This is a genomic window from Cytobacillus mangrovibacter (assembly GCF_042865275.1).
Classification (GTDB): Bacteria; Bacillota; Bacilli; order Bacillales; family Cytobacillaceae; genus Cytobacillus; species Cytobacillus mangrovibacter.
The window spans coordinates 45801-72800 of record NZ_JBIACJ010000002.1; the positions used below are offsets into that span (position 1 = coordinate 45801).

Consider the following 27000-nt stretch of genomic DNA (forward strand, 5'->3'; position numbering starts at 1 on the left):
GTTTAGCTGTAATTTACAAAAGCTTTACATTCAATTAAAACTACGTTAATGCTTGAGCTTTATTCTAGACGTGTAGGACAAAACAACCAATCTCTTAGGGGGAATAAAGAAATGAAAAGCTTTAAGTACTTAGCGCTATCAACAATGATCGGGGCAGTGCTCGCATTCACTGCGGCTTGCGGAGAAACAAATGACGCAACAACAAATGGTTCTCAAACTGAATCAAGCAATAACGAACAGTCAGCAGCTGAAGAAAATAAGCAGCTTCAAGGTGAAATAAATCTTGATGGATCCTCAACCGTTTATCCAATTATGGAGGCAGTTGTTGAAGAGTTTGGTATGGAGCAGCCTGGAGTGAAGGTTTCAGTTGCATCCTCAGGTACAGGCGGCGGTTTCAAAGCATTCATTGCCGGAAGTACAGATCTAAGTAATGCCTCTCGTCCAATTAAAGACGAGGAAAAAACACAATTAGAAGAAGCAGGTATTGATTTTACAGAATTTAAATTAGCGAATGACGGACTTTCAGTGGTCGTTCATAAAGATAATACTTGGGTAGATCACTTAACAGTAGATGAGTTAAAGAAAATGTGGGTTGAAGATGGATCAATTAGAAAATGGTCTGATATCCGTGAAGGCTGGCCAGAAGAAGAAATTAAATTTTATTCACCAGGTACAGATTCAGGAACATTTGATTACTTCAATGAAGTGATTCTAGAAGATGCACCAATAGTGGAAAGTGCGACACTTTCTGAAGATGATAACGTATTAGTTCAAGGTGTAACAGGTGATAAAAATGCGATCGGCTATTTCGGCTTTGCGTATTATGTTGAAAATAAGGATAAATTGAAGGTTGTTCCGATTGATGGCGGCAATGGTGCTGTTGAGCCTAACCATGAGACAGTTGAGAGTGGGGAATATGCTCCATTATCACGTCCACTATTTACCTATGTGAAAAATGAGTCATTGAAAAATGAAGAAGTATATGAATTTGTTAAATATACACTTGAAAATGCAGCAGCGCTTTCAGAAGATGTAGGCTATGTGAAATTAAAGGATGAAGAATATTCGGCAGCACTTAAAGTGCTAGAGGGACTTAAATAATTTGTATCGACTAATTAGTTAAAACCTGATGGGAGGCGTAAAAATTTACGTCTTCCCATTGCCTGCTACACGAATGAAAGGGGTTTTCGTTTTGGCTTTACAGAAATCTTCAAATTCTCTTTCTGTTCAGGAAATGATTCAGAAGAAAAAGCAAAAGAAAAGCAAAACGTTTCAAGTAGAGAAAATGATTCCTTTATTACTATTACTGACAGCAATCGTTTCTGTTTTAACAACGCTTGGTATTGTGCTTACATTAGTTGCTGAAACCTTTACCTTTTTTACAAAAGTTTCAATAGCAGAGTTTCTGACTGCACAGAAGTGGTATCCATTCTCAGAAACAAATGGCTCCTTCGGTATTTGGCCACTTATTTCTGGGACATTAAAGGTTTCGATTATTGCCGCAATTGTAGCGGTGCCTATTGGATTATCCTCAGCCATTTTTTTGAGTGAGTATGCATCAGATCGAACACGTAGAACGATTAAGCCGATACTGGAAGTACTTGCAGGAATTCCAACAATTGTCTATGGATTCTTTGCTTTAACTTTTGTCACACCTATATTAAGAGAAATCATTCCTTCCCTTGAAATCTTTAATGCATTAAGCCCCGGCATTGTCATTGGAATTATGATTACGCCGATGATTGCTTCCCTTTCAGAGGATGCGATGTCGAGCGTGCCAAATTCAATGCGTGAAGGAGCACTTGCTCTTGGTTCAACAAAGCTTGAAGTAGCGATAAAGGTCGTTCTTCCAGCAGCGATTTCTGGTATTGTTGCATCAATTGTTCTCGCCGTTTCAAGAGCAATCGGTGAAACGATGATCGTGGCTGTTGCTGGAGGCTCTACACCAAATCTTAGCTGGGATGTTACAAGCTCTATTCAGACAATGACAGCCTATATTGTTCAAGTGAGTCAGGGAGACGCGGGATATGGTACGACAATTTACTATAGTATTTATGCTGTTGGGTTTACATTGTTTTTATTTACTTTAGTAATGAATATGGTCGCCCAATTTATCTCTCGCCGTTTCAGGGAGGAATATTAAATGAAATGGATCGACCATACAAAAGTTATTAAGCATATGAAACCAAGATTAGTTTCAAACATTGTCTTTAAGCTAATCTTTATGGCAGCAACAGTGTTTGGGTTGTTAATCTTAGGAATTTTATTATATCGGGTAATCACTCAAGGAATTGGCTATCTTGATTTTCATTTTTTGCAAAATCTTCCCTCTCGTAAACCAGAGCAGGCAGGTGTAAAAACAGCTTTAATCGGTACGATTTGGCTAATGGGGGTCGTTGCTCCTGTCACATTGCTTCTTGGTGTTGGAACGGCCATTTATTTAGAAGAGTATGCAAAGAAAAATCGATTTACACGATTTATACAAATAAATATTTCTAATCTCGCTGGAGTTCCATCAATTGTTTTTGGCTTACTTGGACTAACTGTTTTCGTTCGTGCATTGGCATTAGGAACGAGCGTACTAGCAGCTGGTTTAACAATGAGCTTGCTTGTTCTTCCGATAATTATTGTTGCTTCTCAGGAAGCGATAAGAGCTGTTCCTAAGGAATTAAGGGAGGCGTCATATGGAATGGGAGCAACAAAATGGCAGACCATTTTAAATGTTGTTCTTCCAGCGGCGATCCCAGGGATTTTGACTGGTGGAATTCTTGCATTATCAAGGGCGATTGGTGAAACAGCTCCGTTAGTTGTGCTTGGATTGCCTTTGTTTCTTGCCTTTTTACCAAAGTCAGTATTTGATATGTTTACTGTATTACCGATGCAAATCTATAACTGGACAGGACGTCCACAAGAGGAATTCCAAGGTGTTGCAGCGGCAGGTATCATTGTCTTGCTGACGATGTTAATCATTATGAATTCCGTTGCCGTGTTCATTCGAAATAAATATCAAAAGCGCTATTAAAGCTAAAGGAGAGTTTAGAGATGAATGCAACCATTGAGAAACCACGAGTTAGGCTTGTCATGAATGATAACAATATTGATGCAGCTTCCAATAAAGAGCTTGTATACAAAACAAGTGAGTTAAATTTATGGTATGGGGATAACCATGCATTGAAAAATATTGATTTAGATATTTATGAAAATGAAGTAACAGCCATTATCGGACCTTCCGGCTGTGGGAAATCAACTTATATTAAGACATTGAATCGGATGATCGAATTAGTGCCTAGCGTAAAAACCTCTGGAGCGATTGAGTACCGCGGCCGTAATATTTTTGATAAGTCATACGGTGTGGAAGAGCTTCGTACAAAGGTAGGGATGGTCTTTCAAAAGCCGAATCCTTTTCCTAAATCCATTTATGATAATGTGGCGTACGGACCGAAAATTCATGGGATAAAGGAAAAAAAGATCCTTGATCAAATTGTGGAGGAAAGCTTAAAGGGTGCTGCAATCTGGGATGAAGTGAAGGATCGTTTGAACGAAAATGCCTTCGGTCTGTCAGGCGGTCAGCAGCAGCGGCTATGTATTGCACGGTGCCTTGCGATTGAGCCAGATGTCATTCTGATGGATGAGCCGACTTCTGCCCTTGATCCGATTTCAACATTAAAAGTAGAAGAGCTTGTTCAAAAATTGAAAAAGGATTTCAGCATTATTATTGTCACTCATAATATGCAGCAGGCGGCACGAATTTCTGATAAAACAGCCTTCTTTTTAAATGGTGAAGTGGTGGAATTTACAGACACGGACGAAATCTTCTCTAATCCAGCAGACAAACGAACAGAAGATTATATTACTGGCAGATTTGGATAAGAACGTACTTATAACTAGAAAAGAGGGAAGAATCGCTATGTCTGTACGTGGAAAATTTGATTTTGATTTAAAGGAATTGCAAGGTAAATTACTTGAGATTGGCAGATTCGCAGAGGAAGCACTGACGAAATCGATCGAGGCACTAGAGACACAAAATATTGACCTAGCGCTTGAAATTATCGACCAGGATACAAAGGCAGATTTGATGTATGAAGAAATCAATGATTTTGCGATTCTTTTAATTGCCAAGCAGGCACCGGTAGCAATCGATCTTCGTCGTATTATTGTGGCAATTAAAATTGCCACAGATATTGAACGAATCGCAGACTTTGCTGTAAACATTGCAAAATCAACGATTCGTATTGGAGCTGAGCCATTTGTAAAATCGATTGCCGATATTAAACAAATGCATGAAATTATGCTTAAGATGCTGAAATTGTCATTAGAGGCATTTAATGATGAAGATATTGGGAAAGCGAAGAAGGCTGCACAAATGGATGATGAGGTAGATGAGTTGTACGGGCAAATAATTAGAGAATTATTACAAATCAATCTGCAGAATCCAGCGTTTCTACCACAAATTACACAGCTTTCCTTCGTCTGTCGTTTCTTAGAAAGGGCAGCAGACCATGTAACAAATATTTCTGAGCATATTTATTATCTTGTTAAAGGTAAGCAATATGATTTAAATAGTAATTAAGTAGATAAAAAGCTAAAGGAGTCTGTTCTCCTTTAGCTTTTTGTAATTATTTTGGCAATTTCCTTATAACTCATTTTGGCATTTAATTCAAAGGTTCCAAGCTGAATTCTTTTGCTGTAGCCATTCTCTTCTAAATATGTTTCAAATTGATTCGCATCATCAATGATTTTTTTCTCTGCTAGAACTACGGCAATGTCATGAGAAAACATACCGCTTACGATTTCAAGCTGATAGGTTAAGCTGATTTCCTCTGTTTCAGGTGGCTTAGGAATTTTCTCTTGCTCTTTTGGTTCAGCTTGTTTAGTTTGATTTGTAATCGTTTTGTTCATCTGATCATACGTGTCTTTTGCTAGCACAACATACCCATTGTCTTCCAAAAGTGATTGTGCATTTTTAATATTTAGATCAGCTGATTTCTCACGATCCATACTAAAATAGAAGGCACCGATCGTACATACAGAAATTAGTACACCAAAGGCAAATGCACGGGTATTTCTCTTATTCATACGTATGCCCTCTTTCAATCATTTCCGATAGAATAGATTCCACTTCATTGGTTGATAAGGAGGATTGTCTGGCAATTTGCTCAACTGTTAATCCTTGTTGAACGAGTGACCATACTTGATTTTTTATAATCTCATGCACTTCTTTTTTCTCAGTTGATAAAGATGAACGGTAAGTAGAAACAGACTTCTGAAACGGCTCTTCGCTGACAAGTAATTCTTCCTCAAGCACGCTTAATTTCTTTTTTATTAAATACATCTCTTGAATTTGCTGCATTGAAAGCTGATCAATCTCTTCGCGAATACTTTTATAAGGGTCTTTCAGAAACGCAGAGAGAATGAATAGAATCAATGAAAAGGCAAGTAAGCCAATCATTACATATTCCACAAATAACACCTCAGTTTAGTTAAAATCAAACATAATCAGATATATAGATGATCGATCGCAGATTAACGAGCATTTGTCTCATATTCCTCCAAATTATTTTATCATTATTATCGACAAAATTCGATGTGATTTATTTATTGGGGAAAATACCATGGACTTTTGTCGTTTTTTTTGCAGCATCCGACAATTTCTGTTCATTGTGAGAGTTGCGTTTCGGTGCTAACATTAAATCATAGAATAATGTAATAAAATGACGTTCTCAATCATATCTTAATTATTTGTACAAGAAATGGCGTGTGATGCATGGTGGCTGAGGGTTCAAGAAATTCAGATCAAGTTTCAAAATTAAAGTTGGAAGAGTGTACTCATCCTTCTCAGCCCTGGATCGATCATGTGAGCACATATAGTTATTATGAAAAAGAGCCGTATCCAGTCCTATTTACCAATAAAGATCGTGTAGTAAACCCCATAATGGGTATGCACTCCGAACGTGATTCAAGTGAGTGGTTAAACCTTTGCAACAATCCCCCATTAGCCAATTCAATCGTATGCAGCAAAAAGGCAAATGGGATAAAGGAAAGACCAGAAATTCTCCTACTTGCATGGGAGTATCCACCCCATTTGGTTGGCGGGTTAGCCAAGCATGTGCATGGGCTTTCTCGTGGGCTCCATAGGTTAGGTTATAAGGTAATTGTGATCACCGCTAATCCTGGCCATTTAGTGGATGAGGAGCTTATGGAAGGGATCCATATTTACCGAGTAAAATCCTTTCATGCAAATAACCATCACTTCTTGGAATGGGTGAATGGCCTAAATATTGCGATCGTTCAAAAGGCGCTGGAGCTGTCAGCTCTATATCATTTCGCAGTGATGCATGCCCATGATTGGCTTGTAAGTGACAGTGCGATCTCATTAAAATTATATCTCCATATCCCTCTTATCAGTACGATTCATGCGACTGAGCATGGCCGAAACAAGGGGATCTATACGGAGCTTCAAAAGTACATTCATGAAAAAGAAAGACAATTAATAAATAAGACAGACCATATAATTGTCTGCAGTGATTATATGAATGTGGAAGTAATGGAACTATTTGAAGTAAATGATCAAAAAATATCAATCATTCCAAATGGTGTAGAGGAAAATCAATTTCCTGAATGCGTTGGGGAAATTGGAGCATCCATGCCATTGCAAGTGAATAAACGACTTATTTTCTCTATCGGCCGGATCGTAAGGGAAAAGGGGTTTGATACATTGATTGAAGCAGCCCGTTTGATATGTGATCGATTTCATGATGTCTATTTTATTATTGCCGGAAAGGGACCCATGCTTGACGAATATAGGAGCAGAGTGAAGCAGGCAAATCTTGAGAACAAAGTATTTTTTGTTGGATTTGTGACGGAAGAAATAAAGAGCGCTCTCTATAAAGCATGTACAATTGCGGTTTTTCCAAGTAAATATGAACCGTTTGGCATTGTAGCTTTAGAGGCAATGATAGCGGAGAAACCGACAATTGTTTCGAATACGGGTGGATTAAAAGGAATCATTCAGCATAAAGAAACCGGCTTATTCATGACCCCTGGAGATGCAGCCAGCTTTATTGATCAGGCTGCCTTCTTTCTTGAAAACAAAGCAGAGGCACAGAAAATTGCCCAAAATGGAAAAAGAATGGTCGAGAAAGAATTTGGATGGCAGAAGATTGCTATAGAAACAAAAAAGATTTTTGATCAAGTTATGATGAATCAGGAGCTAATCGATATACAATCCTAGCGGAGGTGAATTAATGATGAAAACTGAAACTTGCATTCAATCACAGTTCTTTGGAGAAATAGATCAAGCAAAAAAATTAGGGCTAAGTGTTATTATAGGTGTCTGGGTAAATGGAAAAACATATTGGATGAAGCCAGGTGCAGATAAATTAATTCTTGAAGAAGGGATTACTTTACTGTTGCAGCAAAATATTGTTGAAGATAAGATGAGACTTTACAATATAGAGTTGTCGAATCAGTCTAAATGTCCAATTTCTACGAAGCTTCTTATTCAGCATCGATACCATCAATTGGATAATAGTCATCTTTCATTCATTTCCCCATCGGAAAATGTTGTTTTCCATCTGGCTGGTGATCTTGTTCATTTAGCTAATGGAAATATTGATGATGGAAAAATAAAAAGAGTATGTACAGTACAGCCGCTTTGGAATATTTATTCGAATAAAATTTGGGACTGTCCTGAATCAGGAACGATACAGTATCGGCCAATGGCTAAAGGACAGGTGGCTAGTTTGTTCATCTATGATTTTAAGTCTATAGGAAAAGGCACCTATAGAGGAAAATCGTGGGTGATTAGTAGCGAAAATGAAACAGAATTAATAAAATTAAACGAAGCACTTTTAAAAACACACTAGCATTTCATTTTAAAAAGTGATATTATAAAAAAGTCGTATGAACGAACTAGTTATTAATAGTTTGGAGGGAAATTACATGCGTGTGAATATTACGTTAGCTTGCACAGAATGTGGAGATCGTAACTATATTTCTAAAAAAAATAAACGAAACAATCCAGATCGTCTTGAGCTGAAGAAATACTGCCCAAGAGATAAGCGTTCTACAGCACATCGTGAGACAAAATAAGTAGTGGGATCATTCCTACTGCTTTTTTTGTTGTCTAAAGGAAGATATTATTCCAAATGAAAGTGATATAATTAATATAAATTCAGGCTATTTTCTAAAATATTGTTGTTTTTGAAGTAGGTTCTGCAAATGGAGAATATTCACAAAAAATGTAGTTGATTGAAGCGGAAGGTTGCGAGACTCCTGCGGGAGAAGTGGGACAGGTGAGACCCCACAGGCGCAATAGCGCCGAGGAGGCTCACCGCCCACCCCGCGGAAAGCGAGTAACCTGGAGCGGAAATCAACCTTTACCAACCCTATGTTTCCATTATTAGCAACAATGTTTACGAAAACAGCCTAAATGCAAGAGGGAGATGAGCTGATCATGGATGAGAAACAATTGCTTCGAAAGCATATAATGGATATTCTTGCAAAAATCGAAAAACCGCAGTATGAACATGAATCATATGAAATTGCTCAATTGCTTTATCAGGATCCACTTTGGAAAGAAGCTAAGGTTGTTGGAGTAACGATTTCAAAATATCCAGAAGTTGATACATATCAGATTATTAGAAAAGCATGGGAAGAAGGAAAACAAGTGGTCATTCCTAAATGTCTTCCGAAGAAAAAAGAAATGGTCTTTCGAACATTGACCCAATTTAATCAATTAGAATCCGTTTATTATGGTTTATTAGAGCCGATTGAGGAAATGACAGCAGAAGTGCGAGGAAATGAAATAGATTTATTAATCGTACCAGGCCTTGCTTATACAAAAGAGGGCTATCGAGTTGGATTTGGCGGTGGATATTATGATCGCTATCTTGCAGAATTTAACGGACATACCGTTTCACTAGCATTCCAGTCTCAGCTTGTTTCAGAACTGCCAATTGAAGAACACGATATACCTGTCAAACAAATCATTACAAACAAAAAAAGAATCGGGAGAATAGATGATTAACATACTTATTACTATTCTATTTATTGCCATTACAGCATTTGGTGGGTATAATTTCCGGTTATTAACAAAGTCAGGCAGCATGGCAGCCTTTGTTATTGGTCTTGCAGTTAGTCTTGGTTTCGGTATAAAAGGCTTATTTATTCTGGGCTTCTTTTTTGCAAGCTCTAGTTTTTGGTCAAAATATAAGCGCAATCAGAAAGTGAAAGTGGAAGATCGGCATGAAAAGGGCTCACGCCGCGATTGGCAGCAGGTGGTTGCTAATGGAGGAACGGCAGCACTTTTTGGTCTTCTGAATTGTATTTTCCCTCATTCAATCTGGATGATTGGCTTTGCCATTTCGATTGCTGCTGCAAACTCAGATACATGGGCGTCAGAAATCGGATCATTAAGCAAGCGACGGCCCTTCTTTATTCGCACATTCAAGCAAATCGAAACAGGAACCTCTGGAGCTGTGAGTATACTAGGTACATTTGCTGCTATGGTTGGTTCATTAACGATCGCAATTCTTTCCTTTTATTTCTTTCAGTTGTCCCTTCGTGATGCGTTTGTTATTTTAATTTTTGGATTTATCGGCAATGTCATCGATACAATGCTTGGTGCATTTATACAGTCAGCATATCGCTGCAAAGTATGTGGCAATGAAGTTGAAGCGCTGAATCATTGTGGAACAAAAACCATTCTAGTCAAAGGGCTGCCAATGATGAATAATGATTTCGTCAATTATTCATCAGGTTTTCTAGCCGCCTTGTTAGGAATCCTACTTACTGCAGATTAACACGCTGTAAAACCCCCGCTGATTGAAGTTTCACTCAATCTGGATAAAATGGTGAGGTTCATCCCAAACTAGAATGAGGAGGGATGAAAATGAGCCGTATACTTTCTGTTTTAATGATAGGACTTGGTGGATATTTTGTTTTTCAGTATCGTTATCGAGTAATGAATGTTTTATTTAAGAACCCGTTTTTGCGTCGTATTGCTGTTAGTTCTTTCATGGGAATCCCTGGTGTTCGTGATCGAATGATGAAAATGGTATTTCCTCCCGGTGCTACTGGAATGAAATAAGAAAGAAGACCTGAATAAGGTCTTTTTCTTTTGTTCAATAAGTGTCTTGCTTTACAAAAGGATGCGAAATTGCCTATAGTTATTTTAAACTAGCTGGATGATGGTTGTTATACAGGTTAAGGGAGTGGGGAACAATTTGAGTTTTCATGAGGAGTACCTATTTTGGAGAATGGCTCATTATTTCATTTCTGAACAGGACTATCGGGTTGTTCAATTATCAAAAGAACATAATGAAATATGGCTAGAGAAAATGGAAAATAAAGAAGCGCAGGTCATACGATTGCTCCGTTATAACTTAGATTGGAGTAATTGGATGCAAAAGGATATTGAGCTGACCGCAGCGAATGGTGAAGGAATTAGAAAACAGCTTGCACGTAATAACATGAATGTTATTAATATTTATGTCTCAGCCTATCCACCAGTTGATGACTATGAATTTAGAGTGGAAAAGCCCTTTCTTCACCCAAGCAATGGGAAAACAAGTGTGCAATCAATCATTGTTGATCGTGCGCATTATGAACAGGGGCTGCAGAAGCTTGAGAGCATCTTCCATCAATCATTAGCGATTACTCTTGAGGATAGCTATAATGAGAATGATATTGAAGCAGTGAAGCTCTCAGCGCTATCAGTTGCATCAAATAGAACAAAGCAGGAAAAAGCCATTTTTAATCAAGGAAAACCCTTTTTCACTTATTTATTCATAATTATCCAAGTAGCTGTTTTTCTATTTTTGGAATGGAAGGGAAGCAGTACGGATACTTCTACATTGATTAAGTATGGTGCGAAATTTAATCCGCTTATTCTTGAAGGAGAGTGGTGGCGATTCTTTACACCCGTCTTTCTTCATATTGGCTTGATGCATTTGTTAATGAATACGTTGTCTCTCTTTTATCTTGGAACAGCTGTTGAGCGGATCTATGGCAGGGGCAGATTTCTTCTTATTTATTTAATTGCTGGCTTTGGCGGGTCCTTAGCAAGCTTTATTTTCAGTCCTACGCTGTCTGCTGGAGCTAGTGGAGCGATCTTTGGCTGTTTTGGGGCACTGCTATACTTTGGAGTCATCTATCCAAAGCTCTTTTTTAGGACGATGGGATTTAATATTATTATTGTTCTTGGAATTAACTTAGTCTTTGGATTTTCAATGCCAGGAATTGATAATGCCGGACATATGGGAGGACTTGTCGCTGGATTTTTGGCAACAGGAATTGTCCATTTTCCAAAGAAAAAGAAGTGGATGCTACAGTTGTTGTTTTTCGTTATAACTTCTATTGCTATTGCTGGTATGCTGAAATACGGTTTTGACAAACCAGAAAGATTATTAAATGAACAAACAGCAGTAGTCATGGCCCAAGAATATATTAATAAAGAAGAGTTTAACAAAGCAGAGAATTTGCTGACAGATTATTTGAAAAAGGATGAGGTATCTGCAGAAGTGTACTTTTTGCTTTCTTATGCAGAAATTAATTTAAAGGAAATAGATCAAGCGAAAGAACATTTACTTCTGGCCATTAATAAGAGAAAGGACTTTCATGAGGCCTATTATAATTTAGCGCTTATTTATATTGATGAAAGTAATTTCCTTGAAGCAAAGGAATATGCAGAAAAGGCAGTCGAATTAATGCCTGAACAAAAGGACTATCAAAACCTCCTGCAAGAGCTAAATAAGCATGTAAACGAATAATTCCTTTTCCACCCTTACGAAATCATACCTTTCATTGGTATGATTTTTTTCTTCGATGTCAAAGCTGTTGAATAGTATTCGAGGGAAATTATGGGGAATGGTTGAGGTGGAACCCTTTGGAGCAAAAAGAAAAAAGATCCGTTAAATTAAATTTTGAAGAAAATATAAACTATTTAAAAGAAGCGTTAGGTGTTGAAAAAAGCTTTGATGTCATTCAGCTTGATGTGGAGTATGCTGAAAGAAAAATGGCCTTCTTTTTTGTAGATGGTTTTGTAAAGGACGATATCCTGCATTACATCATGAAAATACTTAGTGACTTAGATAAGGAGAAGTTGGAGGGAGATACACTTTCTAAGCTTGTCAAAACGTATATCCCATATGTTGAAGTGGAGACGAGTGATGATTTAAATAAAGTAGTAGATGCTGTGTTGGCAGGTCCAACTGCACTTATAGTGGATGGTGTGAATAAAGCTATTTTAATTGACGCCCGTACATATCCAGTTAGAGGTCCACAGGAACCAGATATTGAACGAGTAGTCCGTGGGTCAAGAGATGGCTATGTTGAAACGATCGTATTTAATACGGCATTAACCAGAAGAAGGGTACGAGACCGGACGCTAAGAATGGAATATATGCAAGTAGGGAGAAGATCAAAGACAGATGTTGTTGTCAGTTATATTGAAGATATTGCCGATCCTGATTTGGTGAAAATGGTGAAGGATTCTTTATCAAAGATAGACACGGATGGCTTGCCGATGGCTGAAAAGACGATAGAAGAGTTTATTTCTGGCCGTCATTGGAATCCATATCCGATGGTCAGATATACAGAAAGGCCAGATACAGCGGCTACCCATTTGTATGAAGGGCATGTATGTATTATTGTTGATGGTTCACCAAGTGTAATGATTACACCGACCACTTTCTGGCATCATCTTCAGCATGCGGAAGAATATCGGAATAAACCTGTCATTGGTGCATATTTGCGATTGGTGCGCTTCTTGGCTGTATGGGCATCGATATTTCTCTTGCCAATTTGGTATTTATTCGCTGTTCGGCCAGAATTACTTCCCGCAAGTTTGTCTTATATTGGGCCGAATGAAATAGGGCAATTGCCCTTGATTGTGCAGCTGCTGCTGATTGAGCTTGGTTTGGATATGCTGAGGATGGCGGCGATCCATACACCATCTTCACTTGCTACTGCCCTTGGACTTGTTGCGGCTTTAATGATAGGGCAAGTGGCGGTTGAAGTGGGTTTGTTTATTAATGAAGTGGTTTTGTACCTGGCAATTGTAGCTATTGGCACTTTCTCCACACCAAGCTATGAAATGAGCCTTGCGAACCGTCTCATTAGAATTGGTTTGCTCCTTTTAACAAGTCTCTTTCATACATACGGGTTTGTTATCGGAACGACATTATTAATTATAATGCTTGCAAGAATGAAATCCTTTGGTGTGCCATATTTATGGCCGTTTATTCCATTTAACTTACGGGCATTTAGGGATGTGCTCTTGCGTTCACCTATTCCATTAAAGAATAGAAGACCAAGAATTCTCCATCCAAAAGACCCAGATCGTTAAGTAGATAAAATGAACTCCCTAAAGACTCTAGGGAGTTTTTCGTTGTTTAGGGTGATGGTTATGAATGATTCACTTGAGGAGCCCAATTATTTCGCTTATACTTTTCATAAGGAAATGATAATTATTCTTCTAGGATATGAGGGTTTATGATGAAAACAATTTATGATATTCAGCAACTGCTTAAGAAGTTTGGCACAATTATTTATATTGGGAATCGAGTGGCTGATTTGGAGCTTATGGAGGAGGAAGTAAAGGAGCTTTATGATGCTCAATTTATTGATACAATGGACTATCAAACGGCTATTTTACTACTAAGACATGAAGCGCAGTTATTAAGGGAGAAGAGCTGAGCAGGCAGTGACTAGTTTACTTAGCCATATAAATTTATCGACAAAAGTAGCGCTAATCAGCGTCTACTTTTTTTGTGCCCAAAAAATGGTCGGTCTGATTCATTGAACAAGCCTTTATGTACGAAGTAAAACCCGCCAGTGAAATGAAGCAGATCGACATTTACATACTTAGTTGTGAGCAGATACCCATAAATGTTTTTTATTAAATAGTTTAAATTTACCAAAATTGGACAAACTCGAAACTTTTTGACGTTTCAAACGTCTAATAGTAAGGGTAAGAATGAATGAGACATTCGATGATTATATAAAAATAAGGTAAAAGGACAATTGATTTTTTGTAAAAAAGGGATTAAGATTATGTTTGATTTATTTAAATTATCCTTAAAATGGGAAAAATCACAATAATTCCACATCTGTTCTACAAAAACAGGGAGGGTATCAACCATTATGAAGAATTCTAACGGGTCAAAGTTTTCGCTAATAATCATTGCGATTGTATTGCTTTGGCTAAAGACGTATATTGTCTACAAAACTAGCTTTGATATAAAGATAGAAAACTGGAAACAAGAATTTATTTTATTCATTAACCCATTAAGCTTTCTCCTTTTCATTTTTGGGATTAGTTTATTCTTTAAAGAGAAGATGAGAAATCGCTATATTCTGATCACCAGCTTTATGATCTCATTTGTACTATTTGCAAATGTTGTGTTTTACCGATTTTTTAATGATTTCATAACGATTCCAGTTCTATTCCAAACAAGCAATATGAGTGATTTAGGAAGCAGTGTAAATGAATTATTAAGCTTTACCGATATTTTATATTTTACTGACTTCATTATTCTGGCTGTTATTCTCGCTTCTAAACTAAGTTTTGTTTCTTATCGGTCATTTTCAAAAGTAGATCGCAGAGCTTATTTCTTAATTGCAACTGCATTTGCCTTTTTTAATCTCGGGTTGGCTGAAACGGAACGTCCACAGCTGCTGACACGTACATTTGACCGTGAAATGCTCGTTAAGAATATCGGCACATATAATTATCATATTTATGATGCCTTTCTTCAGTCAAAATCATCCGCTCAAAGGGCACTTGCTGATGGAAGTGAATTAGTTGATATTGATAACTATATCCACGCAAACTATAAAAAGCCAAATAATGATATGTTCGGGTTGGCCAAAGGGAAAAATGTGATCTTGATTTCAATGGAGTCTACTCAAAATTTCGTCATTAATGAGAAAGTAAATGGTCAGGAAATTACTCCATTTTTAAATGATTTTATTAAAGAAAGCTTTTACTTCGAGAATTTCTATCATCAGACGGGGCAAGGGAAAACATCAGATTCGGAATTTCTTATTGATAACTCTCTCTACCCGCTAAGTCGTGGTGCCGTATTCTTTACTCATTCTGGAAATGAATATACTGCCGCTCCCGATATTTTAAAAGATAACGGTTATTTTACTGCAACCCTTCATGCTAATAGCAAAAGCTTCTGGAATCGTGACATTATGTATGATGCATTTGGTTATGATCGTTTTTACTCATTGACTGATTATGATGTAACAGATGAGAATTCAGTTGGATGGGGAATGAAGGATATCGACTTTTTCGAGCAATCAATCAAGCATTTGAAAGAAATGCCGAAGCCTTTTTATACGAAGTTTATCACCTTAACTAATCATCACCCATTTGAGTTAGGAGAAGAGGATCGATTTATCGAACCGTATACTTCTGGGAATAAGACGGTTGATAATTATTTTCCGACCGTCCGGTATATGGATGAAGCAATCAAAAAATTCATTGAACGATTGAAAGAAGAGGGTCTGTACGAAGATTCAATTATTATTCTTTATGGTGATCACTATGGGATTTCACAAAATCATAATAAAGCTATGAGTGAGTTTCTGGGTGAAGAAGTGACACCATTCGTTAGTACACAGCTGCAAAGAGTTCCTTTTATTGTTCATATTCCAGGTCAAGAGGGAAAAGTAATATCGACTGTTGCTGGTCAAATTGATGTAAAGCCAACACTTATGCATTTGTTAGGAATTAACACAAAGAATAATATTGATTTTGGAACAGATCTTTTCTCAGATGATAAAATAGAATTTACTGTTCTGCGTGATGGAAGCTTTATTACAAAAGATTATCTTTATACACGAGAGACCTGCTATGATAAAAAAACAGGTGAACCAACCGACAGCAAAGCATGTGAACCATATATAGAAAAGGCAACAAAGGAACTAGAGTACTCTGATAAGATTATATATGGGGATTTATTAAGATTTTATGAAAATGATGTTCTTCATCATTCAAGCTCATTAGAAGATAAGCCAGTCATTGATGCTGAATAAAGTGAAGAAAGAACCTGTGGCTATCACAGGTTCTTTCTTTTTGCTTAATTAGATTCTAAAAAAGGGAAATGTCATTTTTCTCTTCTTTTTTTCATATGATTGAATGGATGAAAGGGGGTTAAGAATAATGAGAGTCCAAGTACGATCAGGGGATTCATTCTGGCATTATAGCAGGCTTTTCATGGTCCCTTTAAATTTAATTATCGATTCGAATCCAACAATTAATCCTTCTGCCCTTCAGATCGGCCAAGAGGTGCAAATTCCTGGATTTATAGTACAGAAATATACATTAAAAAAAGGGGATACGTTCTGGAAGCTAAGTGAAGCGAGACATCTATCAGTTGATGCTTTGCTGCTGCTTAATCAAAATGTGAATCCTAATCAATTGCAGGCTGGCCAATCGATTAATATTCCCCAGAGGGTTATTACTCCATTTATAAATGGGAAGAAGCCATATAATTTTAAAGCATTGACTGCAGATATTGCCAATTTGAAGTCGGTATTCCCTTTTATACAAGTAAATAATATTGGCAAAAGTGTGCTTGGCAAGCCGATTCAGGAAATTCGACTTGGAAAGGGAACGAAAAAGGTCCATTTTAATGCATCTTTCCATGCGAATGAATGGATTACATCAGGTATTTTAATGGCCCTATTAAACCATTTTCTGTTATCATTAACAAATGCAAAACCGATAAGAGGACTTTCGACCATGCCTTTATATCAGGCTGTTGATCTTTCTATTGTACCGATGGTCAATCCAGATGGTGTTGATTTAGTTGTTAATGGGCCGCCTGCTGAAGTGAAGGAGCAAGTGGTAAGCATAAATCGTGGGAGTACCGATTTTACAGGATGGAAGGCAAATATTAGGGGTGTTGATCTGAATAATCAATTTCCTGCCAAATGGGAAGTGGAGAAGGAAAGAAAAGAAGAGAAAGCACCGGCTCCAAGGGATTTCCCTGGGGATGCACCATTAACTGAGCCTGAAACCATTGCAATGGCTAATCTTGCTCGCACACGGCAATTTGACCGTATGCTCGCATTCCATACACAAGGAGAAGAGTTTTATTGGGGATATGAGGGGTTAGAACCTCCTGAATCAAGGGTCTTAGCAGCTGAGTTTGCAAGAGTAAGCGGCTATGAGCCAATACAATATATAGATAGCTTTGCTGGGTATAAAGATTGGTTTATTAAAGAATTTAGGAGACCAGGCTTTACAATCGAATTGGGGTCAGGAATTAATCCTTTGCCTTTATCCCAGTTTGATGAGATTTTTGAAGAAGTACTCGGTATTTACCTAGCTGCATTATATATGTAAAATAGAAAAAGCCGATTAACGGCTTTTCTTTTTGAAATAATTTTGAAATAATTGAAACATTTTTATCTTATTTTCGTATAATTAGTTATCTGCAAAGGAAGGAGGGATGGAATTTGGTTCATACAAATAGAAGGAATTATAGAAAGGTTCTTTTTTTATGTGTTTTCCTTTTGGGTTATTTGGTCTTGCTGACAGGTTGTACGACTGATCTTAAGTCAGGGATGCATTCAAAGATCATACATAGCAAGGATTTAGTTAAAGGAACCATTCCATCTTCCTTTACCGGTCAAGAAATGATGCTCCCCATTGCTTTAGAACAAGGTCAATTCAATATGGCGAATGGATGGTTAAATAATGATACCATTATCTATACTACAAATGTAGGACTAGGCTCTCATGTGTATACTTATAATGTCTTTAGCGGTGTCAATCAATTAATTTATGAAAGTGAGAGCCCAGTGGCTTCTGTCATAATCAGTCCTTCAGGCAATCGTATATTAATTCATACTGTCCCAACAACATATGAAGGGGTCATTACGATTATCGATGCTAAAGGGAAAGAGATCATGTCTGAAAGGATGGAGGCATTTGATTTTGTATTCGAGTGGAATCCTTATGATGAAAATATCCTGCTTTTCTCTTTGTTTACAGAAAGCTGGGATTATTCAACCTATCACTTAAACCTGGAAGAGAAGAAGCTTACTCCTATTCATTTGAAGGAGCCATTTGCCCATTGGGTAAGCAAGGATGAATTGGCTTATTTAGATTGGGGAAAAGAACAACCATCTTTACTTGCTCCATTAGTGAAAAGATCCCTATCAAGTGAAGATGAGAAGTTGGTTCTTGATGAAGTATTTTATATGAAGTCGATTGAGAATTTAATTATGACCATTACCGTCACTTCTGATAAAATAAATGAGTCAGTATATACCTTTCTATCTAATGACTTTAAGGAGTTATCAACCTTTTCTATTCCACACTTAACAAGGTTTTCTGACTGGCTGATCCCTTATTTTGATTTTGATGAGAAGAACCGCCTATATACTTTTGCACCTCTGTATCATTCGGACGTTGATACATATGCAGGTGGTTTCCAGCTGCTATCAATTGAAAGTGGGGAAAAAACGGTCATACTTGAGGATTTAGATAATGAACCATTAAGCTGTTCGCCAAATGGGACACATTGTTTATATGGCTTTTATTTAGAAAAGCTCATTCATTTAGATACGAAAGAAATTATGCCGATCGTTAAGGAATAAGTACATAAATTGATTAAAAGGGTGAAAAAAATATGGCAATTGTAGATGTAACCGTTATTCCAATAGGAACAGAGACAGCGAGTGTAAGCAGCTATGTAGCGGATATTCAGCGTGTATTAATGGAATATGAAAAGAAGGGGCAGATTCGTTTTCAGCTGACGCCAATGAATACGATTATTGAAGGAGAGCTTCCAGTTCTTTTTGAAGTCATCCAGGCAATGCATGAGGTGCCTTTTGAAAAGGGTCTTGTGCGGGTTGCAACAAATATTCGCATTGATGATAGACGAGATGTAAAAAGAAAGATGGAAGAAAAGGTACAACGGGTTGAAAGTCAGTTGAATAAATAAAGAAAAGGAAGGGCTCCTCAAGGAGCTCCTTCCTTTTGTTAATTCTTAGTGTGCAGCTGGATATCCACTATTAATTAGTGTCAATAAAGCAAAGCCGCCGAAAACGATGAATGAACCTGCTGCGAATATAAGACCTAGAATATTCTTGTTCTTAAATGCGCTCCATGCACCATAAGCAGCTAGAATGGCAACTAAAAAGAAGATAATAACGATTCCCATAAAAATAAAAGCCCCCTTTTTGTTATGATAATCAGGTTTACACCTAATAAAAAAATCATATTCAGGTTTGGAACCTGTATGTAAAGCTACTTCTACATTCGTATTATATTCTATATTTTTTTCTACCATTTGTCGAGGTCAAAAAATGACACTTCTATGTCATAAGCGGTAACAATGAATAGAAAAATGAAAACGCATTTAAAAAGACCAGCATGCTATTCGATATTATTCCCCTTTCTATTTGAATTAACCTTCTTAGTAATGTAGTGTAAAATTAGAATAGTTTACCCATCAATTGGAGGTGTTGATAATGGAATGGCATCAACTTCCATTAGGTCCATTACAAACAAACTGCTATATATTGTCAAAGGAAGACAATACTTGCTTAATTTTTGATCCAGGTGAAGAAAGTGGAAAATTGAGACGTTTTATTGAGCAGAAGCAATTAAAGCCGCTTGCTATTATCCTAACACATGCGCATTTTGATCATATTGGGGCAGTGGATGATACGAGGGATGAATATAATATCCCTGTCTATATTCATGAAAAAGAAGCTGATTGGCTGTTAGACCCTGCATTAAATGGCTCTCATTTTTTTGAAATGGGCAAGCTCGTTCGTGGCAAGCCAGCCGATCACTTCATTACGGATGAAAAAGAATTGAAAGTAGGAGATTTTTCCTTCCAAATCTTTGAAACCCCTGGACACTCACCAGGCAGTCTTTCCTTCTACTTTAAAGATGCTGGGCTAGTTATATCAGGAGATGCATTATTCAGCGGCAGCATCGGGCGTACAGACCTTCCAGGAGGGAATCAAGATCAATTGCTAAGAAGCATCCATGAACAATTACTAACTTTGCCTGAAGAAACAATCGTCCTGCCAGGACACGGACCAGCTACAACAATTGGACAAGAAATGGATTCTAACCCATTTCTAAATGGATTTTAATTAAGGCTCTTTCTATAATTATTGTTGTTTTTGAATAAGTTTTCTACCGATAAATGCGTTTGTTGATTGGAGCGGAAGGCATGAGACTCCTGCGGGAGTAGTGGGACAGCTGAGACCCCACAGGCGCTCAAGCGCCGAGGAGGCTCAGCGCCCACCCCGCGGAAAGCGAATGCCTGGAGCGGAAATCAACCTCTACCAACTATGTGTTGATATTTGCAAAAATAGCCTAAGTAGTAAGATGATAGATTCTAAAATTAAATAGTAGAAAGGCCCTTCTCAAAAGAGAAGGGCCTTTCTGGGGGATGTTCTATTCATATAATGGGAGGGGATATAGTTAAGCTACTAATAATAGAATATAATAAAGTTAACACTGTGTCAACAGTGTAAAATAAGAAAAAGGTGGATTTATGCTAAAATTTCTAAAAGAATATATCGAAAAAGAGCCATTAAAAAGAATAACTTATGCAGAATATATGAAACAAGCACTTTATCATCCACAATATGGATATTACATGAAGGAACAAAGTAAAATTGGACGTGAAGGTGACTTTATTACAACAAGCAATATTTCTGACATATATGGGCGATCACTGGCTAAATGGTTTTATAAAAAGGCGATTGAATGGAATCTCCCATTTGGTGTTTGTGAAATAGGAGCAGGAACAGGGCGTTTTGCTAAGGCATTTATCGATGAGTGGCGATTGATCTCTTCTAAACCTATTCATTATTATATTCTCGAAGAAAGCCCGTATCATCAGAAGCTGCAGAAGGAAATACTTACTGGTGATGAAGTAAGGCAAATTAAGAGTCTTGAGGAAATAACGCCATTTGAGGGCCTTATTTTTTCAAATGAACTGTATGATGCCTTTCCTGTACATGTTATTGAAAATCATGAGGGACAACTTATGGAGGTCATGATTACCTTTAAAAATAACCAGCTTGTTGAAATAGTTGAACCGTTAGAGAATGATGAGATTCTCCGTTTTTTAAAGATATATGGTGTTCAATTGAATAATCGCCAAAGAATAGAAATTCCTATACAAATGGAAGCGATGGTTTCTGCAATCGCTAAAGCCTTGTTAAGGGGTGCAGTCCTTACGGTTGATTATGGCTATACAAATGAAGAATGGATGGATCCAGGGAGAAGAGATGGGAGCCTTAGAGGGTATTATAAGCATCAGCAAGTAAATAATGTACTGGAACGTCCTGGTGAAATGGATATGACTAGTCATGTTCACTTTGACCCATTTATCAAAATGGGCAATCAAGAAGGACTACAATTTGTGAATAAGTGGAGGCAGGATGAGTTTCTACTTACAACAGGCATTTTAGATGAGCTGCAAGAGAATTATGACCCGAATCCCTTTTCCGCAGTAAGCAAAAGAAATAGAGCGATTCGCAGTCTCATTTTACCAGGGGGTATGAGCTCATCATTCCATGTAGTTTTACAGCAGAAAGGAAATATATAAAATACTCAAGCCATTTTAAAAATATACATAATAAAAAAGCGATGGATTCCATCGCTTTTTTATTATGTAGCTAACTTTTGGTTTTAGTGACCTGCACCTGGAACCATCATAAATGTGCTCCAATACGTGAAGCCGACAAAAAACACAGTTAAATATCCTGCAAAAACATATAAATACATACGTTCTGAAAGCTTTAAGTAGCTTAAAAGCAGGAAGAATCCTGTTTGGGCAAAGAAGATTAAAGACGTTGTATACATATCACCTAAAAAGAACATAACGGCGAAAATTCCCGTCCAGAATCCACAAACCTTGTACATACGATCCATATGTATCCCTCCTTTTCCCCTAGCAATTCACATCATTACATATTATAAGTTAAATGATAGATAAAAGTAAATAACTCTTTGTTGCTACTTTGTGACGATCGCGTGATAAGAACAAGAATCGCAGCCACCAAGCATGTTTTCTTTTTCGATTAATTGGATGGAATCGAATAATGATTCAAACATTCCCTTTAGAAATTCGAAGTGCATATTACATACAGAATCAGTATGATCAACGGCTACTTCTTTAAATGGACAGTTAAAGATTTGGAAGTAAATTTTACTTTGATCCTCATTTACTTCAAATTCAGGATGAAACCCTGACATCGTGGAAGCATTTTTTATGATGTTCAGTTTTTGATCGAATGAAAGCTGTTCGCTATTATTGGATGTGCGGTTTAGCTCTTGCTCGACCAATTCCCTGCCAAATGCCTTTCCTGTTAAGTATAGTGCTTGCTTTCCTTCTTCACCAAGAGATAGCATGGTCTGCATAGCGATTTTTGAAAGCAGCTGATAATCACGATAAGGAAAATGAAGCTGTATGACATCATCTGATAAGCGATACAGCCTGCTTGGCCGCCCGCCCTTTCCTGTTTTCTGTGTATCAGAGACAAGCATGTTCACATCTTCAAGCTTTGAAAGATGAAGCCTTGCAACGTTTGGATGAATATTAAAATTATCTGCAATTTCTTGAACAGTTACATCTTTATGTCTCTTTGTAATGTATTGATAAATATAATAGCGTGTTGGATCGGATAAAACATTTGTAATTTTTAAAGTTTGTTCCACCTAAGCTCACCTCAGACCGGATATTGATTCAATTATAATATAGTTACAGGGGGTTAACACTGTATTCACTATAAGTTTATAAAAAGTTCACATTTAAGCCTATAACATTAGTCACAAATATATGATAAATTTTGCTAAAATCCAACAAAAACGGCAGAAACCATTGACTTTATATCCTGTTTGAACTTTTATTTTGTGAAAATTATATCTATTTCATGCAAATAATTTGTCAAATGATGCAGGAAATTATATAATGGGGTCGAATATTCACTCTAATCAAAAAAAGGTGGTGTTAATTTCAATTGAATACAATTGAAAAGCTTGCAGAAAGAATTATTAAAGATGCGGTCAGAAATCATGCATCAGACATCCACATCGTCCCCCGCAGAAAAGATACCCTCATCCAATTGCGTCTTGCCAACAAACTGATTCCCAGACTTTATTTGCCAAAGGAAGAATGTGACAGACTTATCTCTCATTTCAAATTCACAGCGTCGATGGATATTGGAGAAAAAAGGCGGCCGCAAAGCGGTGCATACTCTTATCAAATTGATGGTCAAATGATTGGTTTTCGTTTCTCTACTCTCCCATCAAGCCATAATGAGAGCCTTGTCATTCGAATTCTCCCACAACAAGAACAAATTCCTTTCTACCAGATTTCCCTATTCCCAGCCATGACCCGAAAAATGCTTGCATTATTAAAACATGCCCACGGATTAATTGTGTTTACCGGTCCAACTGGATCTGGCAAAACGACAACTTTGTACTCCCTTCTAAATGAAACCTCCCATATGTTCAACCGTAATGTCATCACACTTGAAGACCCAATTGAAAAGGAAAATGATCTGGTGCTGCAAGTTCAAGTAAATGAGAAAGCAGGTGTCTCATATGCAGCAGGATTAAAAGCCATTTTAAGGCATGATCCGGATATCATCATGGTCGGGGAAATTAGGGACGCCGAAACAGCGACGATTGCTGTACGTGCAGCGCTCACAGGACATTTAGTCTTAAGTACCATGCATACGAGGGATGCGAAAGGTGCGATTTATCGGTTGATTGAATTTGGTGTGAATGCAGTTGAAATTGAGCAGACACTTGTTGCAGTAACAGCACAGAGGCTTGTTGAGCTGACCTGTCCATTTTGTAAGGGAGAATGCACACCTTATTGCTACTGTTATGGCAGATTGAAAAGAGCGAGCGTTTTTGAGCTTTTAACTGGACGGGCATTAAATGCAGCAATGAAAGAGTCAAGAGGGGAAGAGGCGATTGTCCAATATCGAACATTAAAGGAAATCATTACGAAGGGAATTGCACTTGGTTATATTAAAGAGACTGAATATGACCGGTGGGTGCTTGAATATGAAGAATCGTAAATGGAGTTTGCAGGAACAATGCCATTTTTTAAAAAGAACAGGCGAGCTCCTTGCTAGAGGCTATCCATTATCAGAAGCCATTGAATCGCTGTTGTTTCAGCTGCCGAAAAATAGGATTGCGGAGATTAGTCAGTGCCTTGCTGATTTAAAAGAGGGTTACCCGTTCTACCGGATTTTGGATAAATTGAAGTTTAATCAACATTTAATTGGCTATGTTTATTTTGCGGAGCAGCATGGCGGGCTTGCTGCAGCATTCCAAGCTGGCAGTGAAATGATGCTAAAAAGGGATAAGGATTTTGAAAAGTTGAAGAAAATGCTTATGTATCCTTTGTTTTTAATTATCATAACAGCTGTGTTATTTATTTTTGTAGAGAAAATTATTTTGCCTAGATTTTCCTCGCTATTCAATTCCATGAGGCTTAAGCCTAATTTCTTCACAAAAGTGGTCTCTTCTTTTGGAGAAATGATGCCTTTTGTTACCATTGGTATATTTCTTCTTCTTCTCCTCCTGCTGAGCTACTATTTATTCAAATTTCGAAGCCTTCCCCATATTCAACAAAAGAAAATGATTGTTTCTATTCCAGTTATTGGCGGTTTTTTCAGATTGTTTTATACTCACTATTTTTCTGTGCAGATCAGCTATTTATTAGCAGGGGGACTATCTGTATATGAGGCTCTTCGTTTATTTGAAAAAAATGATAAACAGCTGCTTTATAAAGAACTAGGTGGGGAAATAAAAATAGGCCTAAGAAAGGGGGAGAGATTGGAAGATATCTTGATGAGTTATCCTTTTTTGAAAGGGAGCTTTCCCATATTATTAGACATGGTCAAAAGAATGGAAAATTAGATCAAGAATTATTCTTTTTTAGCAGGCATTGTCTAGATCTGCTTGAGGAAACAACAGAAAAGATGTTGAAAACAGTCCAGCCTTGCTTGTATTTATTCATTGGTTTCTTGATTGTATCCATGTATTTAGCTGTCTTATTACCGATGTTTCATTTATTGGAGGGATTTTAATGATGAAAATTTTGAAAAATGACAAAGGTTTTACATTGCTAGAAATGATGATTGTTCTCCTCGTTATATCTGTTCTATTGATTATAACGATCCCGAATATTACGAAGCATAATGGAAACATCAATAAAAAAGGCTGTGAAGCTTATGTAAAAATGGTCCAAGCCCAAGTTCAGGCATATGAAATTGAGAACAAGAAGATGCCAGCAGATGTAAAAGCGTTAGTAGATGAAAAGTATTTGAATGAAAATGAAACAACCTGTCCGAATGGAGAATCCATCGTTATCATAGAGGGGAAGGTATCAGCTAATACGAAAGAACCTCCTGCAAATGAATAATTCTGAAGGCGGCTTCACATTATTAGAATCTTTGTTTATCTTAAGTGTTTTTCTCGTCATTGCCTCGATGTCTGCCATTTTAATAAGACCTCAATTTGCCTCTTTGGAAAAACTACAATTTATTTCACAATTGAAAGCAGACTTGCTATATGCACAACAATATGCGATATCAAATCAGGTTGCGGTAAATGTTCATATTCTCCCAGAAGAAAATTATTACTATGTAAGAGAGAATTATCATTTGAGTTTCCTAGTGGAAAGAGAGATTCCGGAAGTGATTACGATAAAAGAAGGCTCCATGAAGCTTTTTTTTCAATTCCAGCTAGATGGGAATATTAATAGGTTTGGATCTTTTTATATTATTGTGGATAAGGAATGGTATCGAATGACCTTCTTAATTGGCAGGGGGAGATTTTATGTGGCGAAGGAATGATGGGTTTTTCTTGGCTGAATTATTGTTAACCTTATCTGCTTGGTTAGTGATCGCTAGTGTCTTTTTTCCATTAATCATCGATGCAGTCAATAAATCGATGCAATTGCGTCAGGAATACAATGCATTGCAGCTATTATATGAAAATTTAATTGAGGCAAAGAAGGAAGGGGTATATCCGAATATTGAAACTCAGATGATTGATCGAACCAGTTATGAAATGGCACTGGAAACTAGTGAGGAGGAAGCTTTGGTGGAGGTTTGCATTAAATATGAAGATATCCTGCGGAATTCTTATAAAAAGTGTGAGATTTTTGAATAATAGGGGATTTACGATGTTAGAAATGTTATTTGCCTTTTCAATATTTCTAATGGTGGTTTCCTTTTTCCCGCTTGTCTTTAACTATTTCTTCAAGGATGAACCGTTTGAAGCAAGAAATAAACTTATGGAATGGCATGTTTTTGTGAATCAATTGAAAAAAGAGGTACGGCTTTCAGATGAAATTGTTGTATTCGATGATAGGATTATTTTAATAAAGATTGGACAAAAGATTCAATTTGATAAGCATGGGTCGAATATTAGAAGGAGATTAGATGACAAAGGTCATGAGATTGTGCTGCAGCAAGTAAAGTCCATCCGTTTTGAACCATTAAAAGATGGGATGAGACTAACAGTAAATGATTTATTTAATCAAGAGCACACCGCATCTTTTTATTCATTTCTCAATTTGGAGGAAGAGTACCATGATCCATAATGAAAAGGGGTTTTCGTATCCGCTCACCTTTTGTATCCTTTTATTAATCGCGATTGTCCTTTCCATTCAACTTGAATCATATGTTTCAGAAAAAAGATTGATAAAGGAATCAGAGATCCTCCTAAAACAAGAATATTATTTTTTGAGTGCGATGAAATGGACAGAGGCGCATTTGATAGAAGACAGTAATGAACTTTTATCAGGGGTTTATACGTTTTTAGATGGGGAGGTTCAATATAGTACGGCAAAGGTTACCGATAGTCTTTACCGGGTAACATTTCTTTTAACTATGAGCAATCGGCCAAATATAACAGGTACAGGTTACTATGACAGAGAGCTTGGGAAAATGATAAAATGGAATGAAAAAAACTGAGTG

33 protein-coding genes are annotated in these 27000 nt (G+C 37.2%); 28 read left to right on the forward strand and 5 right to left on the reverse strand.

All coding sequences use genetic code 11. The features are described from left to right. Positions 1–111 precede the first annotated feature (111 nt). From ACFYKT_RS03535 to phoU, 5 genes are all read left to right on the forward strand, one after another. The gene (locus ACFYKT_RS03535) at positions 112–1101 is read left to right on the forward strand and encodes a PstS family phosphate ABC transporter substrate-binding protein (RefSeq protein ID WP_389215543.1); all 990 of its coding nucleotides are present in this window, start codon (positions 112–114) and stop codon (positions 1099–1101) included. 73 nt (positions 1102–1174) lie between these two features. After that, entirely contained in the window at positions 1175–2143 is a 969-nt protein-coding gene (gene pstC / locus ACFYKT_RS03540; protein ID WP_389217000.1) for a phosphate ABC transporter permease subunit PstC, read from the forward strand. Then, positions 2144–3022, forward strand: coding sequence for a phosphate ABC transporter permease PstA (pstA, locus tag ACFYKT_RS03545; RefSeq protein WP_389215546.1), 879 nt, complete (start codon positions 2144–2146; stop codon positions 3020–3022). 59 nt (positions 3023–3081) lie between these two features. Beyond that, on the forward strand, positions 3082–3870 hold the full coding sequence (gene pstB / locus ACFYKT_RS03550) for a phosphate ABC transporter ATP-binding protein PstB (RefSeq protein ID WP_389217003.1): 789 nt from the start codon (positions 3082–3084) through the stop codon (positions 3868–3870). Between the two features lie 37 nt (positions 3871–3907). Next, complete coding sequence (phoU, locus tag ACFYKT_RS03555; protein WP_389215549.1) at positions 3908–4570, forward strand: phosphate signaling complex protein PhoU; 663 nt, start codon at positions 3908–3910, stop codon at positions 4568–4570. A gap of 32 nt (positions 4571–4602) precedes the next feature. Here the strand turns inward: phoU and ACFYKT_RS03560 are convergent, their stop codons facing one another. Further along, positions 4603–5076 carry a hypothetical protein gene (locus ACFYKT_RS03560; RefSeq protein WP_389215552.1) on the reverse strand — a complete coding sequence of 158 codons (474 nt, stop codon included), beginning with the start codon at positions 5074–5076 and terminating at the stop codon, positions 4603–4605. Further along, entirely contained in the window at positions 5069–5461 is a 393-nt protein-coding gene (locus tag ACFYKT_RS03565; RefSeq protein WP_389215555.1) for a hypothetical protein, read from the reverse strand. The genes ACFYKT_RS03560 and ACFYKT_RS03565 overlap by 8 nt, the downstream gene beginning before the upstream one ends. A 303-nt stretch (positions 5462–5764) precedes the next feature. Here ACFYKT_RS03565 and ACFYKT_RS03570 point away from each other — a divergent pair, with 303 nt between their 5' ends. From ACFYKT_RS03570 to ACFYKT_RS03630, 13 genes are all read left to right on the forward strand, one after another. Further along, the gene (locus ACFYKT_RS03570) at positions 5765–7231 is read left to right on the forward strand and encodes a glycosyltransferase family 4 protein (protein ID WP_389215558.1); all 1467 of its coding nucleotides are present in this window, start codon (positions 5765–5767) and stop codon (positions 7229–7231) included. Between the two features lie 13 nt (positions 7232–7244). Next, positions 7245–7865 (forward strand): hypothetical protein, encoded by a 621-nt coding sequence (locus tag ACFYKT_RS03575; RefSeq protein WP_389215561.1) that lies wholly within the window; start codon positions 7245–7247, stop codon positions 7863–7865. A gap of 76 nt (positions 7866–7941) precedes the next feature. Next, on the forward strand, positions 7942–8091 hold the full coding sequence (rpmG, locus tag ACFYKT_RS03580) for a 50S ribosomal protein L33 (RefSeq protein WP_053434400.1): 150 nt from the start codon (positions 7942–7944) through the stop codon (positions 8089–8091). Positions 8092–8455: 364 nt separating this feature from the next. Beyond that, positions 8456–9028, forward strand: a complete 573-nt coding sequence (locus ACFYKT_RS03585; RefSeq protein WP_389215564.1) for a 5-formyltetrahydrofolate cyclo-ligase — start codon at positions 8456–8458, stop codon at positions 9026–9028. After that, entirely contained in the window at positions 9021–9803 is a 783-nt protein-coding gene (locus ACFYKT_RS03590) for a DUF92 domain-containing protein (RefSeq protein ID WP_389215567.1), read from the forward strand. Before ACFYKT_RS03585 ends, ACFYKT_RS03590 begins: the two co-directional genes overlap by 8 nt. An 89-nt stretch (positions 9804–9892) precedes the next feature. Beyond that, on the forward strand, positions 9893–10090 hold the full coding sequence (locus ACFYKT_RS03595) for a hypothetical protein (RefSeq protein WP_389215570.1): 198 nt from the start codon (positions 9893–9895) through the stop codon (positions 10088–10090). A 136-nt stretch (positions 10091–10226) separates the two neighbouring features. Continuing rightward, positions 10227–11771: a rhomboid family intramembrane serine protease gene (locus tag ACFYKT_RS03600; protein WP_389215573.1), complete on the forward strand. Its 1545-nt coding sequence runs from the start codon at positions 10227–10229 to the stop codon at positions 11769–11771. Positions 11772–11887: 116 nt separating this feature from the next. Continuing rightward, complete coding sequence (locus ACFYKT_RS03605) at positions 11888–13348, forward strand: spore germination protein (RefSeq protein ID WP_389215576.1); 1461 nt, start codon at positions 11888–11890, stop codon at positions 13346–13348. A gap of 149 nt (positions 13349–13497) precedes the next feature. Further along, positions 13498–13698 carry a YqgQ family protein gene (locus ACFYKT_RS03610; RefSeq protein ID WP_389215579.1) on the forward strand — a complete coding sequence of 67 codons (201 nt, stop codon included), beginning with the start codon at positions 13498–13500 and terminating at the stop codon, positions 13696–13698. A gap of 447 nt (positions 13699–14145) precedes the next feature. Continuing rightward, positions 14146–16047 (forward strand): LTA synthase family protein, encoded by a 1902-nt coding sequence (locus tag ACFYKT_RS03615; protein WP_389215582.1) that lies wholly within the window; start codon positions 14146–14148, stop codon positions 16045–16047. Between the two features lie 127 nt (positions 16048–16174). Next, a complete protein-coding gene (locus tag ACFYKT_RS03620) occupies positions 16175–17362 on the forward strand; it encodes a M14 family metallopeptidase (RefSeq protein WP_389215585.1) in 1188 nt (395 codons plus the stop codon). Positions 17363–17475: 113 nt separating this feature from the next. After that, positions 17476–18621 carry a YqgU-like beta propeller domain-containing protein gene (locus ACFYKT_RS03625; RefSeq protein ID WP_389215588.1) on the forward strand — a complete coding sequence of 382 codons (1146 nt, stop codon included), beginning with the start codon at positions 17476–17478 and terminating at the stop codon, positions 18619–18621. 32 nt (positions 18622–18653) lie between these two features. Beyond that, complete coding sequence (locus ACFYKT_RS03630) at positions 18654–18968, forward strand: MTH1187 family thiamine-binding protein (protein ID WP_389215591.1); 315 nt, start codon at positions 18654–18656, stop codon at positions 18966–18968. A 45-nt stretch (positions 18969–19013) separates the two neighbouring features. Here the strand turns inward: ACFYKT_RS03630 and ACFYKT_RS03635 are convergent, their stop codons facing one another. Beyond that, positions 19014–19187: a DUF2759 domain-containing protein gene (locus tag ACFYKT_RS03635; RefSeq protein WP_389215594.1), complete on the reverse strand. Its 174-nt coding sequence runs from the start codon at positions 19185–19187 to the stop codon at positions 19014–19016. 310 nt (positions 19188–19497) lie between these two features. Here ACFYKT_RS03635 and ACFYKT_RS03640 point away from each other — a divergent pair, with 310 nt between their 5' ends. Further along, entirely contained in the window at positions 19498–20133 is a 636-nt protein-coding gene (locus ACFYKT_RS03640) for an MBL fold metallo-hydrolase (protein WP_389215597.1), read from the forward strand. 407 nt (positions 20134–20540) lie between these two features. Next, a complete protein-coding gene (locus tag ACFYKT_RS03645) occupies positions 20541–21602 on the forward strand; it encodes a class I SAM-dependent methyltransferase (RefSeq protein ID WP_389215600.1) in 1062 nt (353 codons plus the stop codon). Between the two features lie 83 nt (positions 21603–21685). Here the strand turns inward: ACFYKT_RS03645 and ACFYKT_RS03650 are convergent, their stop codons facing one another. Both ACFYKT_RS03650 and ACFYKT_RS03655 read right to left on the reverse strand, forming a co-directional pair. Further along, positions 21686–21928: a DUF2626 domain-containing protein gene (locus ACFYKT_RS03650; RefSeq protein WP_053477001.1), complete on the reverse strand. Its 243-nt coding sequence runs from the start codon at positions 21926–21928 to the stop codon at positions 21686–21688. 84 nt (positions 21929–22012) lie between these two features. Then, the gene (locus ACFYKT_RS03655; RefSeq protein WP_389215603.1) at positions 22013–22714 is read right to left on the reverse strand and encodes a helix-turn-helix transcriptional regulator; all 702 of its coding nucleotides are present in this window, start codon (positions 22712–22714) and stop codon (positions 22013–22015) included. Positions 22715–23016: 302 nt separating this feature from the next. Between ACFYKT_RS03655 and comGA the strand changes: the two genes are divergently transcribed. Genes comGA through comGG form a run of 8 tightly spaced genes read left to right on the forward strand, consistent with a single transcriptional unit; the run spans position 23017 to position 26997 of the window. Further along, complete coding sequence (gene comGA / locus ACFYKT_RS03660; protein ID WP_389215606.1) at positions 23017–24087, forward strand: competence type IV pilus ATPase ComGA; 1071 nt, start codon at positions 23017–23019, stop codon at positions 24085–24087. Then, positions 24074–24934: a competence type IV pilus assembly protein ComGB gene (gene comGB / locus ACFYKT_RS03665; protein WP_389215608.1), complete on the forward strand. Its 861-nt coding sequence runs from the start codon at positions 24074–24076 to the stop codon at positions 24932–24934. Before comGA ends, comGB begins: the two co-directional genes overlap by 14 nt. Then, entirely contained in the window at positions 24904–25104 is a 201-nt protein-coding gene (locus tag ACFYKT_RS03670; RefSeq protein ID WP_389217007.1) for a type II secretion system F family protein, read from the forward strand. The genes comGB and ACFYKT_RS03670 overlap by 31 nt, the downstream gene beginning before the upstream one ends. Before the next feature lie 2 nt (positions 25105–25106). Further along, on the forward strand, positions 25107–25439 hold the full coding sequence (gene comGC / locus ACFYKT_RS03675; protein WP_389217010.1) for a competence type IV pilus major pilin ComGC: 333 nt from the start codon (positions 25107–25109) through the stop codon (positions 25437–25439). Then, on the forward strand, positions 25432–25872 hold the full coding sequence (comGD, locus tag ACFYKT_RS03680; protein WP_389215611.1) for a competence type IV pilus minor pilin ComGD: 441 nt from the start codon (positions 25432–25434) through the stop codon (positions 25870–25872). Before comGC ends, comGD begins: the two co-directional genes overlap by 8 nt. Further along, complete coding sequence (locus ACFYKT_RS03685; protein ID WP_389215614.1) at positions 25856–26191, forward strand: phosphatase; 336 nt, start codon at positions 25856–25858, stop codon at positions 26189–26191. Before comGD ends, ACFYKT_RS03685 begins: the two co-directional genes overlap by 17 nt. Next, a complete protein-coding gene (gene comGF / locus ACFYKT_RS03690; protein WP_389215617.1) occupies positions 26142–26624 on the forward strand; it encodes a competence type IV pilus minor pilin ComGF in 483 nt (160 codons plus the stop codon). Before ACFYKT_RS03685 ends, comGF begins: the two co-directional genes overlap by 50 nt. Further along, a complete protein-coding gene (comGG, locus tag ACFYKT_RS03695; protein WP_389215620.1) occupies positions 26614–26997 on the forward strand; it encodes a competence type IV pilus minor pilin ComGG in 384 nt (127 codons plus the stop codon). The genes comGF and comGG overlap by 11 nt, the downstream gene beginning before the upstream one ends. Positions 26998–27000: the final 3 nt, after the last annotated feature.